Source organism: Flavobacterium ginsenosidimutans (assembly GCF_003254625.1).
In the GTDB taxonomy this organism is placed as follows: domain Bacteria; phylum Bacteroidota; class Bacteroidia; order Flavobacteriales; family Flavobacteriaceae; genus Flavobacterium; species Flavobacterium ginsenosidimutans.
Window position 1 is genome coordinate 173,201 of sequence record NZ_QJRJ01000076.1, and the last position, 15,275, is coordinate 188,475.

13 protein-coding genes are annotated in these 15,275 nt (G+C 33.0%); 6 read left to right on the forward strand and 7 right to left on the reverse strand.

What is annotated here, in order from left to right; translation table 11 throughout:
• Positions 1-99: 99 nt before the first annotated feature.
• Together DM444_RS11505 and DM444_RS11510 are read left to right on the forward strand one after the other, a co-directional pair.
• Positions 100-2,025, forward strand: a complete 1,926-nt coding sequence (locus DM444_RS11505; protein ID WP_111286740.1) for a DEAD/DEAH box helicase — start codon at positions 100-102, stop codon at positions 2,023-2,025.
• Positions 2,026-2,234: 209 nt separating this feature from the next.
• On the forward strand, positions 2,235-3,017 hold the full coding sequence (locus tag DM444_RS11510) for a carboxypeptidase-like regulatory domain-containing protein (RefSeq protein ID WP_111286742.1): 783 nt from the start codon (positions 2,235-2,237) through the stop codon (positions 3,015-3,017).
• Positions 3,018-3,308: 291 nt separating this feature from the next.
• On the opposite strand, the gene DM444_RS11520 is transcribed toward DM444_RS11510, so the two are convergent.
• Positions 3,309-4,769 carry an aminoacyl-histidine dipeptidase gene (locus tag DM444_RS11520; RefSeq protein WP_111286744.1) on the reverse strand — a complete coding sequence of 487 codons (1,461 nt, stop codon included), beginning with the start codon at positions 4,767-4,769 and terminating at the stop codon, positions 3,309-3,311.
• Positions 4,770-4,976: 207 nt separating this feature from the next.
• On the opposite strand from DM444_RS11520, the gene DM444_RS11525 reads away from it, so the two are divergent.
• The 3 genes from DM444_RS11525 to DM444_RS11535 are packed head-to-tail and all read left to right on the forward strand — an operon-like array spanning position 4,977 to position 7,216.
• Positions 4,977-6,038, forward strand: a complete 1,062-nt coding sequence (locus DM444_RS11525) for a DUF3810 domain-containing protein (protein ID WP_111286888.1) — start codon at positions 4,977-4,979, stop codon at positions 6,036-6,038.
• Between the two features lie 42 nt (positions 6,039-6,080).
• Entirely contained in the window at positions 6,081-6,575 is a 495-nt protein-coding gene (locus tag DM444_RS11530; protein WP_008462500.1) for an RNA polymerase sigma factor, read from the forward strand.
• A gap of 8 nt (positions 6,576-6,583) precedes the next feature.
• Entirely contained in the window at positions 6,584-7,216 is a 633-nt protein-coding gene (locus DM444_RS11535) for a hypothetical protein (protein ID WP_111286746.1), read from the forward strand.
• Positions 7,217-7,412: 196 nt separating this feature from the next.
• Here DM444_RS11535 and DM444_RS11540 read toward each other — a convergent pair whose 3' ends face one another.
• Together DM444_RS11540 and DM444_RS11545 are read right to left on the reverse strand one after the other, a co-directional pair.
• Complete coding sequence (locus tag DM444_RS11540) at positions 7,413-8,222, reverse strand: lysophospholipid acyltransferase family protein (RefSeq protein WP_111286748.1); 810 nt, start codon at positions 8,220-8,222, stop codon at positions 7,413-7,415.
• Between the two features lie 126 nt (positions 8,223-8,348).
• Positions 8,349-8,999 carry an NUDIX hydrolase gene (locus DM444_RS11545; RefSeq protein ID WP_111286750.1) on the reverse strand — a complete coding sequence of 217 codons (651 nt, stop codon included), beginning with the start codon at positions 8,997-8,999 and terminating at the stop codon, positions 8,349-8,351.
• Between the two features lie 92 nt (positions 9,000-9,091).
• Between DM444_RS11545 and DM444_RS11550 the strand changes: the two genes are divergently transcribed.
• Positions 9,092-9,526 (forward strand): DUF4268 domain-containing protein, encoded by a 435-nt coding sequence (locus tag DM444_RS11550; RefSeq protein WP_111286752.1) that lies wholly within the window; start codon positions 9,092-9,094, stop codon positions 9,524-9,526.
• Between the two features lie 70 nt (positions 9,527-9,596).
• Here DM444_RS11550 and DM444_RS11555 read toward each other — a convergent pair whose 3' ends face one another.
• The 4 genes from DM444_RS11555 to DM444_RS11570 all read right to left on the reverse strand — a co-directional run bounded on the left by DM444_RS11555 (position 9,597) and on the right by DM444_RS11570 (position 15,242).
• Positions 9,597-12,035, reverse strand: a complete 2,439-nt coding sequence (locus DM444_RS11555) for a T9SS type A sorting domain-containing protein (RefSeq protein ID WP_111286754.1) — start codon at positions 12,033-12,035, stop codon at positions 9,597-9,599.
• A gap of 214 nt (positions 12,036-12,249) precedes the next feature.
• On the reverse strand, positions 12,250-12,660 hold the full coding sequence (locus tag DM444_RS11560) for a hypothetical protein (RefSeq protein WP_111286756.1): 411 nt from the start codon (positions 12,658-12,660) through the stop codon (positions 12,250-12,252).
• A gap of 19 nt (positions 12,661-12,679) precedes the next feature.
• Positions 12,680-13,624 carry an NAD(P)H-dependent flavin oxidoreductase gene (locus DM444_RS11565; RefSeq protein WP_111286758.1) on the reverse strand — a complete coding sequence of 315 codons (945 nt, stop codon included), beginning with the start codon at positions 13,622-13,624 and terminating at the stop codon, positions 12,680-12,682.
• A 10-nt stretch (positions 13,625-13,634) separates the two neighbouring features.
• On the reverse strand, positions 13,635-15,242 hold the full coding sequence (locus DM444_RS11570) for a S8 family serine peptidase (protein WP_111286760.1): 1,608 nt from the start codon (positions 15,240-15,242) through the stop codon (positions 13,635-13,637).
• Between the last annotated feature and the right edge of the window lie 33 nt (positions 15,243-15,275).

Below are 15,275 nucleotides of genomic sequence, written 5' to 3' on the forward strand. Positions count from 1 at the left end.
CTTTTTGATAATCAAATCATAACAAATACATAATTCTTAAAATTGCATTAGTTTATCTGAATAATTAGCAGTAATTTTGCACCCTATTTTAAAACACATATGAATAAATTTGAACAATTAGGATTGAATGAATCGTTACTGAAGGCGATTTTAGATCTAGGATTTGAAAATCCGTCAGAGGTACAGGAAAAGGCGATTCCCCTATTATTGGAAAAAGACACGGATATGGTTGCGTTGGCTCAAACAGGGACAGGGAAAACGGCAGCTTTCGGTTTTCCGCTAATTCAAAAAATTGATGCCGACAACAGAAATACACAAGCATTAGTTTTATCGCCAACACGCGAGTTATGTTTACAGATTACTAACGAACTTAAAAACTACTCTAAATACGAAAAAGGTATTAATGTGGTAGCAGTTTACGGAGGAGCTAGTATAACAGAACAAGCAAGAGAAATAAAGAGAGGTGCACAAATTATTGTGGCAACTCCAGGAAGAATGCAAGACATGATTAACAGAGGTTTAGTAAACATTAAAAACATAGATTACTGTGTTCTTGATGAGGCTGACGAAATGTTAAACATGGGATTCTATGAGGATATCGTATCTATTTTATCAGATACTCCAGACGAAAAAAGCACATGGTTGTTCTCTGCGACTATGCCGCAAGAGGTTGCTAGAATTGCAAAACAATTCATGAGCGAACCATTAGAAATTACTGTAGGAACTAAAAATTCAGGTTCTTCTACAGTTTCTCACGAATTTTATTTAGTTAATGCTCGTGACCGTTACGAAGCTTTAAAACGTTTAGCTGATGCTAATCCAGACATTTTCTCAGTAGTTTTCTGTCGTACAAAAAGAGACACGCAAGCTATTGCTGAGAAGTTAATTGAAGATGGATATAGCGCCGCTGCGTTACACGGAGATTTATCTCAAGCGCAACGTGATGGTGTAATGAAATCTTTCCGTGGAAGACAAATTCAGATGCTTGTTGCTACTGACGTTGCTGCACGTGGTATTGACGTTGATAACGTAACTCACGTTGTAAACTATCAATTACCCGACGAAATTGAAACGTACAACCACCGTTCTGGTCGTACTGGTAGAGCTGGAAAATTAGGTACTTCTATTGTAATCGTTACAAAAAGTGAGTTACGTAAAATTTCTTCTATCGAGAGAATCATCAAACAAAAATTCGAAGAAAAATCTATTCCATCTGGAATCGAAATCTGCGAAATTCAGTTATTGCACTTAGCAAACAAAATTAAAGATACTGAGGTTGATCACGAAATCGACAACTATTTACCAGCAATCAACAATGTTCTTGAAGATTTATCTAAAGAAGAATTGATCAAGAAAATGGTATCAGTAGAATTTAACCGTTTCATCGCTTACTACAAAAAGAACAGAGATATTTCTACTCAATCTTCTGGAGAAAGACGTGAAAGAGGTGATTCTGAGCCAAGAGAATTCAATAATAATGGAGCAGTTCGTTATTTCGTAAACATTGGTTCTAGAGATAACTTCGACTGGATGTCATTAAAAGATTACTTAAAAGAAACATTAGATTTAGGTCGTGATGATATCTTTAAAGTTGATGTAAAAGAAGGTTTCTCTTTCTTTAACACTGACCCGCAGTTTACAGATAAAGTAATGGACGTTTTAAACAATGTTCAACTAGAAGGTCGTCGTATCAATGTTGAGATTTCTAAAAATGATGGTGGAGGAAGACGTGACCACAACAACCGTGGAGGAGGAAGACGTGATTCTAACAGAAGAGATGGAAACTTTGCCCCAAGACGTGAAGGCGGATTTAGAAGTGACAGAAATTCTTCTAGAGACGGAGGTTCACGCGAAGGCGGATCTCGTGACGGAGGTTTCAGAAGCGACAGAAATTCTGCTCCAAGAAGAGAAGGTGGTTTTAGAAATTCTGCTCCAAGAAACGAAAATGGAGGTTCAGACAGAGCTCCAAGACGTTCAGAAAACTTCGGCGATAGCTCAAGACCAAGAAGATCTAGAAGAGATTAACAATTCAATTTCTTAAAATACAAAATCCCAAATTCCAAACACACAACTGGAACTTGGGATTTTTTTTATACGAGAATTCATTCTCTTTAAATGAGTTTTGCAATTCAAAAAAGCAATACTGTAGCCTTTGTTAATTTTCTTATAATTAAATTCATAGACAGCGAAATATTTAATCCCGATTTACTACTTTTAGAGCTTTAAATCAGGATATGAAATATTTCGCAGTTTTCTTTTTTACACTTCTCGCTAACTTTGGATTTGCGCAAGATACGCAAGATACACAACCAACAGTTCCACAAAGAGTTTCAGGTTACGTTATCAATGACGACAGCAAACAACCTCTTGCCGGCGTAAACATCATTAACACCAATAAAGTCCGTGGTGCAAAATCTGACGAAAAAGGGTATTTTGAAATTGACGTACAAGTCAACGATACGCTTCATTTTTCTATTCTAGGATTTCAATCGCTAAGAATCAGGGTTACAAATGACTGGATCAAAAATAAAGTAACAAGAATTCAGCTTACTGAAAAAGCAATTGCTTTGGAAGAAGTTGTTATTGCTCCTTTTTCTCTGACAGGATATCTTGAAATTGATTCTAAATTAATTCCAACTAAAGAAAACTACCGTTATAGCATTTCAGGTCTTACGCAAGGTTATGAAGCTGGAGAATATGCACCAAATGCTTTTGGGAAAGTCCTCGGTTCGATTTTTAACCCCGCCGATATGCTTTATAATTTCTTCGGAAAAAATGGTAAAGAACTCAAGAAGTTGAAGGAAATGAAAAAAGATGATACCGTACGAACACTTTTAGAATCTAAATACGATCGTGAAACGGTGGCAGTATTGTTAGGAATCAGCAAAGACGAAATTCCTGAAATTATGCACCGTTGTAACTATTCTGATTCTTTTATCCAGACTGCTAATGATCTACAGATAATGGACGCAATAAGTGCTTGTTATGAACAATATAAAGTATTAAAACGTAATTAAAACTTAATACAAATAAAAACATCTAAATCCTCAATTTTAAAAATTGGGGATTTTTTTTGACGTTTCGGATTTTAAAAGCCCTACATTTATAACAAAATCAAAAATTATGGCAAAAGGTCAAGATGCTAAAAAAACAGCAAAAAAAGAACCGTTAAAAACGGCTAAAGAAAAGAAAGAAGAAAAGAGAGAAAAGAAAAATGCTCCTAAGAGGGATTAATTTTAGTCTCAGTTTACAGTCTCAGTTTACAGTTCTTTTAAACTGATTACCGAGACTGCGACTGAATACTAAAACTATTTAACTGGTATATTAGAAAGAATTTCTAATACAAATTTCCAATATTTCTGTGCAGATGAAATACTTGCTCTTTCATCTGGAGAGTGCGCTCCGTGAATTGTTGGTCCAAAAGAAATCATATCCATATCTGGGTAATTTGTTCCTAAGATTCCACATTCTAAACCAGCGTGGCAAGCTACAACTTTAGGCTGTTCTCCATTTTGTTTTTCGTAGATCTCTTTTAAAACTTCTAAAATTTCAGAATTTACGTTTGGAGTCCATCCAGGATAAGAACCTGAAAGCTCTACTTCACATCCAACCAATTCAAAAGCTGAACGTAAAGAATTTGCCAAATCAAATTTTGAAGATTCAACAGAAGAACGTGTTAAACAACCAACCAGAATTTCTCCATCTTTTATAACCACACGAGCGATATTATTTGAAGTTTCAACCAAATCAGCCATATCAGCGCTCATTTTGTAAACTCCATTTTGAGCTGCATAAATTGCTCTGATAATTCCTTCTTGAACTCCTAAATCCATTACTTTTTCAGGTAAATCGCCTTTTACAATTTCAATAGACAAGTTTGGTTCAGTTGTTTTGTACTCTGCTTTTATGTCAGAAATAATTTCCTGCATATCATACACATAAGCTTCATCAAACATTTGAGAAATAATCACTTTAGCAACACTTTCTCTCGGAATTGCATTTCTAAGACTTCCGCCGTTGATTTCTACAATCTGCAAACCAAAGTTTTCAAATGCATCAAATAATAAACGGTTCATGATTTTATTAGCATTTCCTAAACCTTTATGAATATCCATTCCTGAATGCCCTCCGTTTAAGCCTTTTACTGTAATCGTATATCCAACAGATCCTTCTGGAACTTCTTCTTCATGGTATGTTCTTGTAGCTGTTACATCAATTCCACCAGCGCATCCAATATCAATTTCATCATCTTCTTCAGTATCCAAATTCAATAAAATCTGACCTTGAAGAATTCCTCCTTTAAGATTTAAAGCTCCTGTCATTCCGGTTTCTTCATCAATTGTAAATAAAGCTTCGATTGCAGGATGCGGAATATCTTTACTTTCTAAAATAGCCATAATTGTTGCTACTCCTAACCCATTATCAGCGCCTAGTGTTGTGCCGCGCGCGCGAACCCAGTCACCATCTACATACATATCAATACCTTGTGTATCAAAATCAAAGACAGTATCTGCATTTTTTTGATGCACCATATCTAAATGCCCTTGCATTACGATTGGTTTACGATTTTCCATTCCAGGAGTTGCCGGTTTTCTGATGATTACGTTTCTGATTTCATCTTCAAAAGTTTCTAAACCTAAGCTGTTTCCAAAGTTTTTCATAAACTCAATTACACGCTCTTCTTTTTTTGACGGACGAGGAACGGCATTTAAATCTGCGAATTTATTCCAAAGTGCTTTTGGTTCCAGATTTCTTACTTCTTGACTCATTATATTTTGTTTGATGTTTAACAATTAAGAGCTTCAAAGTTACAAAGTTTAATTGCTTTTTTAGCCACGAATTTCACCAATTAGCACAAATTATAATGGCTCTAAAATGTATAAAGTTTGTAATTAGTGAAAATTCGGGCAATTCGTGGCAAACTTTTTTTGATCACTCAAAATTGTAATTATATTTACGTATCCAAATTTTTTACTGTGAAACAAAAATATATACTTCCATTATTTCTTTTAGTTCAGATTATCTTTTTAAGAATCCTCAGATATTTTCCTGATTATGTCGAAGGTTTTTACAGTAATAATATCTTCCTTAGAATTTCTCATTTTTTAAGAATAGGTTTAGGAAAAATTCCTTTTTCGCTTGGCGATTGCATTTATGCTTTTTTAATTTTAGCCATCATAAGTTGGTTTTGGAACATCAGAAAAACATGGAAAACAGATTGGAAAGATCACGTTCTAAAAATATTGAGCAAAGTCTCCGTGTTTTACTTTTTCTTTCATCTGCTTTGGGCTTTCAATTATTATCGTAAACCTCTATTCGAAAAAATGGAAATTAAAAGAGAATATTCAGATGCTGATTTTTATGCTTTTACAAAAAAAATAATTTCAAAAACAAATGAAATTCAGTTTGTGATAACTAAAAATGATACTTCAAAAGTTGTTTTCCCTTATTCTCAGGAGGAATCTTTTGGAATGATTTTGAAGGGCTACGACAATTTAGCACAAGAACATCCTTACTTTAAATATGAAATTTTAAGCGTTAAAAAATCTTTATTTAGCACACCATTATCTTATATGGGATTTGGAGGCTATTTAAATCCGTTTACAAATGAAGCTCAAATTAATGATTTGCTTCCAATGTACAATTTCCCACAAACTACAGCACACGAAATGGCTCATCAGATTGGTTTTGCTAGCGAAAGTGAATGTAATTTTATTGGAGTTCTTGCTTCTCTAAAAAACGACAATCCTTATTTTCAATATGCTGGTTATAGTTTTACTTTAAATTATTGTCTAGGAATCTGGAAGTTTAAAAATGAGAAAATTTATAATCAATTAAAAAAATCAGTTCATACCGGAATTTTAAAAAACTATCAGGAAAGTCAGGATTTTCATAAAAAGTATGATACTTTTCTAGATGAAGGATTTTATTTTCTTTACGATAATTTCTTAAAATCTAACAATCAAAAAGATGGTATGGATAGTTATAGTAAATTTTTAGATTTGACTATTAATTATTATAAAACGAGAAAATTATAATTCAACTGTAACAAAAATGATTTCATAACTACTAATACTTTTATGAGCGAAAATCTAGAACAGTCATTTGTTGCGCAATTGCAGGCAAATCAGAATATAATCCACAAGATTTGTAGATTATATACTGCTGGCGAAGATGCTCATAAAGATCTGTTTCAGGAAATCACCATTCAGCTCTGGAAAGCTTATCCAAAATTTAGAGGTGACAGTAAATTTTCGACTTGGACATATCGTGTGGCCTTAAACACGGCAATTACCTTATACCGAAAAACCAAAAGAACTATTTCGACCGTAGATTATGAAAATCATCAGCATTTTGTAAAAGATGTTGACTACAATTACGAAGAGGAAGAACAGATTAAATTGATGTATAAAGCAGTTTACCAGCTCAATGACATCGAAAAGGCATTAGTTTTTATGTATTTAGAAGACAAAGATTATCAAGAAATAGCTGAAACCTTAGGAATCAGCGAAGTGAATGCGCGCGTGAAAATGAACAGAATTAAGGGGAAACTTAAAAAAATACTAAATCCTTAAAAATTATTATGAAAGAACTGGATTTACTAAAAAAAGACTGGCAAAAGAACGCAGGTTCTTTTCAACAAATTTCTGAAACTGAAATCTATAAGATGATTCATAAAAAATCATCTTCAATTGTAAAATGGATTTTGATTATCAGTATTTTGGAAATTTCGTTTTGGACTTTTTCAAACTTATTTATCAATACGGATGATGTTTTGCGCAAAATAAATCATCCTGAAATTGTAATGGCATTAGAATTCCTAACTTATTTCAATTATGTTGTAGTACTGATTTTTGTTTACATTTTCTATAAAAACTACAAAACAATTTCGACCACAATAGCCACAAAATCATTGATGAGTGCTATTTTAAAGACTCGTAAAACAGTTCAATATTATGTTTGGTATAATCTAGGAATGATTGTAATAACAGCTATTTTAAGCTTTTTTATTGCTTTTGTTTACAATCCAGACATGGAATTTCTTAGAGAAAAATTAGCCATGAACGGAAAAGCAATGTTCGTTACAATCGGGATATTGTTTCTTGTAATTCTAGGCTTCTTCGGATTGTTCTGGTGTTTCTACAGAATTATTTATGGAACACTTTTACGCAGATTATACGCTAATTATAAAGAATTGAAGAAGATAGATTTCTGAAAAAGTTGCTAAGGTTCTGAGATGCTAAGGTTCTAAGTTTTTTTTAAACTTGAAACAAAAAATTTTTGATACAAAGTCAATCTGTCACCTTGAGCGAAGTCAAAGGGCACAAAGTTAGGCTTCGACTTCGCTCAGCCTGACAAAGTTGAGACAAAAAATCTAAAATCTAAAATCTAAAATCAGAAATCTAAAATTTCTAATAATCCCAACGTCTTAATATGTTTAGTTCTTCTTGTGCTTTGATTTCTTCAGCCGGAATAACTTTTAAGAATGATGGATGTTGTTCGATAGCGTATTCTACTTTTTCTACAATTTCTTCGATGGTGTCATTTTCATAATCAATATCAAGAGGTTCTTTAATGATGAAAGATTGTAGAATTCCTTTTTTCTTCATTCGAAGTCCTTTTTTATCAAACGAACGACGGAAACCATCAATTACAATTGGAATTACAATTGGTTTGTGCTGTTTAATAATATGTGCAGTTCCTTTACGAACGGGCTTAAATGATTTTGTTGTCCCTTGCGGAAATGTAATAACCCAACCATCTTCAAGTGCTATTCTGATATTTTCTGTATCATTTGGGTTTACTTCACGTTTTTCTGTAACATCGACACCTTTTGCACGCCAAGTTCTCTCAACCGTAATTGCTCCAACGTAAGCCAGAATTCTTGGTAATAATCCTGCTTGCATTGTTTCTTTTGCAGCAACATAATAAATATTCATTTTCGGCTGCCATAAATAGCCAATGTTCTTAATAGTATCTTGACGTCCTGATAAACTTGCGTTAAAGACATGAAACATCGCTACAACGTCTGCAAAATAAGTTTGGTGATTGGATATAAATAAAACATTATTATCAGGAAGCGTTTTAATAATTTCAGATCCTTCGATCTGTAATTCATTAAAACCTCTATATCTTCTATGAGTCATGGCACCCAGAACTCGGATCAACCATTTCTTGATGAATAATATATGCCCAAAAGGATTTCGTTTAAACAATCCCATAACTATTTTATCTTATTTTTTTGTTAGGTCGCAAACATACAAAATTTATTCTTTTAGCAACACTATAAAACAATTTCTCCAATTATACTCTATTAAAATGAATATCAAATTGTTAAATATAGTTTTTTAAAGTTCTTTTGAGAAAGTTTCTTTCAACACATCTCTCAATTCGCTCAAAATCATTGCTGTGGCTCCCCAGACTACATGATTCTGAATATTAAAGGCCGGAACCAAAATATTTGCTCCGTAAGAAGTTGATAATCTGGCTTCGATAATTATTTCGTCATTTAAAAAAACGGACAATGGCAACTCAATAATTGCCGCAACCTCCCTAATATCGGGATAAAATGCTAATTCTTCTTTGGCAATTCCTAAAAATGGATGAACCAAAAAGTTGCTTGGCGGAATATACATAGGTGAAAAATGCTTGATTATTTCAATCTTATCACTTGTAATTCCAACTTCTTCTTGTGTTTCTCTAAGTGCTGTTGTTTCAAAATTTAAATCTTCTTTTTCAAACTTTCCGCCCGGAAATGCAATTTGAGCTGAATGAACACCATCATAAGCATTTCTAACAATCAAAACCAGATGCGTTTTTTCCTGTTTAGGATAAAAAAGCATCATTACTCCTGCCATTCTAGCATTTAATGATTCAATATCAAGATTTTTTAATCCCTCTATGCGCTCTTTTGGAGCCATTTTTAAGTGTGCGTTTACCGCGGGTAATTCAACTGGAATTATATTGGGAACATATTTCAAAAAGTCTTGAAAATTCATAATCAAAGCTTATTTTTGTACTTTCAAATAAAACATAAATATACTCCAGAAAACGCAGTACCGCAAGTTTTCTAAAATTAAAGCCTAAAAAAATGTACAGCAGGGAAGAATCACAAAGAATTAAAAGGGAATTTTGGGTCGCTTTTGCCGAAAAATATCCTCGAAAATGGGTGCTTTACGACACAAAAATCAAAGATTTCTCTTTTAAATTTTATGTAGATAATAAAAAAGCACAGGTTTTAATTGATATCGAACAAAGAAGCGATGAAAAACGTAATGCTTATTTCGAAAAACTGGAAGCTTTGAAAAGTATTCTTGAAGAAGAATTTATCAAAGATTTAGTTTTTGAAAAAAATTACAATCTCGAAAGCGGCAAAACCATCAGCAGAATTTGGGTTGAAAAACTTGGTGTTGGTTTTAGTAACAGAAATAATTGGGATGCCATTTTTGATTTTTTCAACGAAAATATGCACGCTCTAGAAATGTTCTACTTAGAATATGACGAGTTTATTAAAGACATCGAATAATTTATTTCAAAAAATAAAAAAGGCCCGAAAACAACTAATTTTCGGGCCTTTTCATTAAATTTATTTTGAGTTAGTTTTTGACAATCTTTTTGGTTACAACTCCCGAATCCGAAAATAGTTTTACAATATAAGTTCCTGATTTATAATTTGACAAATCAATTTCGGCACTTTCGGCGTTTTCTATTTTAGCAGAATATATTTCTGAACCATTCATTGCATAAATTACCACTTTGTTTGGAGAAACAGCATTCGAAAAAGATAAATATGCTGTATTGCTTACCGGAACAGGATAAATCTGAATATTTGATTTCAACGCATCTGGTGTTGGCTTAGTAGATAGTGTTGACTTACCAACATTTACTTTTACAACAAATGATGATGCACCATTCGCAGTATTTTTTGATGAACCTATCGCAAAAATATAGTGATCTTCATTTGCTTTAAATTTTCCTGTATTAGAAGGCGCAGCATCTTCTAGAGCAACAATATCACTTATTTGATCCATTTGAACTGGCATTTCAAACTCTTTTACAAAAGTTCCGTCAAGATTAATCGCTGTTACATTAGCATTGCCCTCGGTAATGTAAATTACAGAATCTACTACTTCTATTTTTTTGTAATCATGATAACTAGAATTTCCTATTAGTGATTCTTTTTGATTTTCATTAAATTGAAGATCCATTTCGCCATCTTTTGACAGCTTAACAATTTGATTAGGAACTGATATTCCATTAAAATTTAAAAAAACTCCTGCAAGAATAATTTCCCCTGTATCCAATACTTTTATTTTTCCAACTGAAGTATCTGGACCTGAACCATTCAAAGTAAATGTTTCATCAAGTGAACCATCCATATCAAATCTTAAAATTTTATACGAATATGGTGTCGCACTAAAATCATTATACATTGCGCCAACAATAATTTTATCAGCCTGTAGTTCAAAAGTAAGTCCTGTAAACCAGTAATAATTTTCAGATTGCAAAGCATAATTCCTTTCTTGAACACCTTCTGCACTTAAAAGAACTAAACTCCATTGATCAGTAATTAGAATTTTGCCATTATCTAGAACTTTAAATTTTTCAACTCCAAGCAATGCAGTAACGTCTTTATATACAAAATCTTTTAAAATTACTCCTTGATTATTTAATTTTAGCAATTTGCTTTTTGTGCTCACAAAGATGGTTTCGTTATCAATAACCTGAAATTGCTTGATATCTCCAAGATAGTTTGGAAATACAAAAGACTCATCAACTGAACCATTTTCATTCAATAATCCAATTCCAAAAGTTTCAACATCATTAATTTTGACAAAATCACCTTTAACAACTAATTTTCCATTAAAGTACTCGCCCTTTTCAAAACTTCCGTATTGGCTTGCTTTTAATTCTGAAGAATCAAGTGGGCCACCATTTAAATCGCTTACTGATAATCCAAATTTATTACCAACATTTCCTGAGTTGCTATAAATTATTTTATTATCTACAATTCCCATTGCAAAGGACTGGTATCCAAATTCATTCAATTTAACAGGCGCAAAATCCTGATTAGCTGATCCGTCCGAATTAAGTTTCACTAAAAAACTCGTAGACTGTGCAGGTTCATACCATGATAAATATATATCTGAGTCTTTTACTGCAACTGTAGATACATAAAAGTTAGAATAAGTGCTAGTAAAAGTATTATCAACTGTTCCGTCAGTATTTAACCTACACATATTATAGCTAGGCTCACCGCCCAGTATTCTGTAAAAATTTCCTCCAATTAGTAATTTACCATCATCTTGAAGCGTTAAAGAAAATACTCTTCCATTTATATTATCACTAACATCAAATGTATTGTCAATATTTCCACTTGAGTCCAACTTTACAAGACTGTTCTTCGAAACTCCACCAATGTCACTAAACGAACCTCCAACATAAATATCATTACCAGAAACTGCAACAGTATTTGTTGATCCATTAAATGCTAAGTCATTATTAAATGTTTCGTCAAGAGTAAAATCACTATTAAAACGATTCAAATAACAGCTTGTAAAATCATAGTATCCTATTGCTCCTCCAGTAACCAAAATCTTATCATCTGCTTGAAGAGCTATTGAAGTAGCATTAAAAATAGTACTAACTTCTTTTAAAATTGTACCATTAGGATCTAATTGGTAAAGTTTAAAAAAATCAGCAAAACCAAGATTATCCTTAGTTGTTAACACTACTAAATTTCCGTTACTTTGAACTTTTACATCTTTAATTTCTGAGTTTAAGTCTCCATTAAAAACAAAAGTTTGATCGAGTGAGTAGTCGGCATTCAATCTAATAAGATTGCTTACCTTTTCATTTTTATAAAAATCTATTTTTCCTCCTAATAAGATTTTACCATCAGAAAGTTCTTTTATCACAGTAATTTTTGCTGCTTTATAAGCAACTGGCTGAACAAAAGTTTCGTCTATAGTTTGCGCATAAGAGGCAAAAAGTCCGAAAAAAGTAAATAATAACAACGTGTAAAGTTTCTTCATAAGCAAGAATGGTAAATTGTTTTTTTTTGATTTTTAGTAAGGTTAAACCGTTTTATTGGTGTTTGATTAAAAAACACTTAGAACTAATTTAACGAATCAAATATAGCAATTACCCAGATACTTAGTACGTACGAATGAAAATAAATTATTAAGAATAATTTGAATTATTTTTCCTGATTTTATTCAGTGCAGATTTGATGTTTTTAGGAAGATATTAAACCGTAATAATATTATAAACAATAATATGATCGTCGTAATTAATATAAAGCTGTTTACGATAATCTTGTTTTTTACGCGTTATAATCGATAGTTTACACTCTCGGCCGTCATTGTCTTTACACATAAAAGAATACACAATATCGGTGTCATTTTCTTCTCTTTCAATATAATCCAAAATACTATAAAGCTGAATTTCCTGAGAATAAACTACAATCCTGTGTTTATCTGTATCTAAAACAACCGAAAGATTTACCAAATCAAGATTTGACCATTCGCCCCATTTTCCTTTTTGATTTTTCTCTAAAACGCTAAAACCAGAAGTCTTAAAATGATAAGACTGACTTTGAGCTTGTTGAAGTCCAAATGCTAAAAAAAGCAATATTATATAGGTGCGTAAAGAATTCATAAAATATTTCGTGCAGTAATTAAAACTCAAATGTAATCTTTTCTTTGGACGCAACTTCAAATTCGGTAACCATTTGTTGAATAATTTCTTCAACTGGCAAAATATCATGAATTAATCCTGAAACCTGACCAATCTCTAATTCTCCCTCATCCAAATCTCCTTCAAACATTCCTTTTTTGGCTCTTGCTCTCCCTAAAAGCTGCACCAATTCTTCTTTTGACGGACATTTTTGGTACAAGTCCTGAACATCTTGATAAAATTTATTTTTCACCAAACGAACAGGTGCTAATTCTTTCAAAGTCAATTGTGTGCCTCCTTCTTTAGTATTAACTATTGTATCTTTAAAGTTATTGTGTGCAGAAGATTCTATTGATGCTGCAAAACGGCTTCCAACCTGAACGCCATCTGCTCCTAAAATCATTGCTGCAAGCATTCCTCTTCCTGTTGCAATTCCTCCAGCCGCAATTAACGGAATCTCGATTTTTTCTTTTACCATCGGAATCAAAGTCAGCGTTGTAGTTTCTTCGCGACCATTATGTCCGCCTGCTTCAAAACCTTCGGCAACAACCGCATCTACCCCAGCCTCTTGTGCTTTTAAAGCAAAAACACTGCTACTCACAACGTGAACCACTGTAATTCCTTTTTCCTTCAAAAAAGAAGTCCAAGTTTTCGGATTTCCAGCAGAAGTAAAAACAATTTTCACACCTTCCTCAACCACAATATTCATAATTTCTTCAATGTTTGGATATAACATCGGAATGTTGACTCCAAAAGGCTTATCAGTTGCTTTTTTACATTTCTGAATGTGTTCTCTTAAAATTTCTGGATACATCGATCCTGCTCCAATAAGTCCTAAACCTCCAGCATTACTAACTGCTGACGCCAATTTATAACCGCTGTTCCAAATCATTCCTCCTTGAACGATTGGATATTTTATATTGAAAAGTTTTGTGATTTTATTCATTAAAAAGAAATTATTGTTTGATGATCTTTCCAGTTTTATGCAGATTATCAGCATCAAAACTATAAAAATAAAGTCCGCTTTGAAGTGATTGCAAAGAAAGAGCTGGATTTGAATTGGTAATTTTCCCTTCAATTAATTTCTGCCCTAACACTGAATAAATAATTACTGATGCCGTATTATTTTCAGTTAAAAAAGAGAAAGAAACTTCATTTTTTGTCGGATTTGGATATACCGAAAAAGACGCTTCAGCTATAAAACTGTCAACACTTAAGGTAGCTCCAAAATTTGGAATTCCGTATCCGTAATTATTATCTGGATTTGTATATCGATCTGCAGAAGCCAAAATCATCTGCCTAATTTCTTTGTTTGTTTTTGACGGAAAAGCTTGCCATAATGAAGCCGCCATTCCTGCCATGATCGGACATGAAAATGAAGTTCCGTTTGCAGTTCCTATAACACCATTTGGATCAGAAACTACAGAAGCCGTTCCTTGCGCCATAACATCTGGTTTTATTCTGCCATCATAACTTGGACCAATAGAGCTGAAACTTGATTTTACTTCATTTGCCATAACAGAACCTATTGCTAAAACTGAAACAGCATCTGCCGGAGCGCCAATGTGCTTTTCAGGTTGACTTCCTTCATTTCCTGCAGAAGCTAAAACTAATATTCCTTTGCTGAAAGCAATTTCTGCACCACGAGAAATAAAGGTCGTAGTTCCGTTCATATCACTGTAGGTATGATTATACTCAGGAGTATCGCGTTCTCCAAAATATCCTAAAGAAGTTGTAATAATATCCACTCCCAAAGCATCTGCTTTCTCAGCAGCTTCCACCCAAAGAGATTCTTCTACTGGAGTTTCAAACGCATCAATTTCTGTAATAAAAAGATAATATGAGGCATTTGGTGCAGTTCCTACTAATGCATTTTCTTTGTAACCGCCCATTGTTGAGAGCACTTTGGTTCCGTGATCATCTCCTGTGTAGAAATCACTATTTCTAGTAGTAAAATCGTAACCTCCTAAGATTTTGTTGCTATTTCTAAGATTTTCAAAAGGCTGTGCTGTATTTACTCCTGGAAATCCCGCATCTAAAACTGCTATGATTTTTCCTTCTCCCGTATAATTCTGCTGATGCAAAATTTGTCCATTCAACATCTGAATTTGGCTAGCAGAATTGCCATAAGAATAATCGACCGCTGCTTTTAGCTTGTCTTTATTTTGATTTGTTGAAGTTTCAGAAACTCTTTTCGCAGTAGTATTTAAAGCTTTATTGGCAAACTCTATTTTAGAAACAAAAGACAGTAATTTTAAAGCGTTAATATCAGCTTGTTCTCCCTGAATATGAAGCGCATTCAGCCATTTCGACTGCGCCAATACTGTAATTCCTGTGCTTGCTGTAACTTGACTTACGTATGAAGCTTCTAAAGGGGCATCTGTAACCTCTAAAGGTATATTTTGATTTGTTCTTCGATCTAAAGCTCTTTGCGAAAGTTCAGTTAACGGATTATCATAAAAAGCCTGTACATTAGGTTTTCCACTAAAATAAACCCATGCATCTTCCTGCGCAAATACCGAAAACGAAAGAAGTATTAAAAGAAAAGTAAAGTTATATTTCATATTATACCTTTTAAGGAATTTCTCCCAAATAAG

Bases quoted from the DNA above. Each gene is read 5' to 3' on its own strand.
- DM444_RS11505 (WP_111286740.1), top strand. From the start codon at position 100: ATGAATAAATTTGAACAATTAGGATTGAATGAATCGTTACTGAAGGCG.
- DM444_RS11510 (WP_111286742.1), top strand. From the start codon at position 2,235: ATGAAATATTTCGCAGTTTTCTTTTTTACACTTCTCGCTAACTTTGGA.
- DM444_RS11520 (WP_111286744.1), bottom strand. From the start codon at position 4,769: ATGAGTCAAGAAGTAAGAAATCTGGAACCAAAAGCACTTTGGAATAAA.
- DM444_RS11530 (WP_008462500.1), top strand. From the start codon at position 6,081: ATGAGCGAAAATCTAGAACAGTCATTTGTTGCGCAATTGCAGGCAAAT.
- DM444_RS11535 (WP_111286746.1), top strand. From the start codon at position 6,584: ATGAAAGAACTGGATTTACTAAAAAAAGACTGGCAAAAGAACGCAGGT.
- DM444_RS11540 (WP_111286748.1), bottom strand. From the start codon at position 8,222: ATGGGATTGTTTAAACGAAATCCTTTTGGGCATATATTATTCATCAAG.
- DM444_RS11545 (WP_111286750.1), bottom strand. From the start codon at position 8,999: ATGAATTTTCAAGACTTTTTGAAATATGTTCCCAATATAATTCCAGTT.
- DM444_RS11550 (WP_111286752.1), top strand. From the start codon at position 9,092: ATGTACAGCAGGGAAGAATCACAAAGAATTAAAAGGGAATTTTGGGTC.
- DM444_RS11555 (WP_111286754.1), bottom strand. From the start codon at position 12,035: ATGAAGAAACTTTACACGTTGTTATTATTTACTTTTTTCGGACTTTTT.
- DM444_RS11560 (WP_111286756.1), bottom strand. From the start codon at position 12,660: ATGAATTCTTTACGCACCTATATAATATTGCTTTTTTTAGCATTTGGA.
- DM444_RS11565 (WP_111286758.1), bottom strand. From the start codon at position 13,624: ATGAATAAAATCACAAAACTTTTCAATATAAAATATCCAATCGTTCAA.
- DM444_RS11570 (WP_111286760.1), bottom strand. From the start codon at position 15,242: ATGAAATATAACTTTACTTTTCTTTTAATACTTCTTTCGTTTTCGGTA.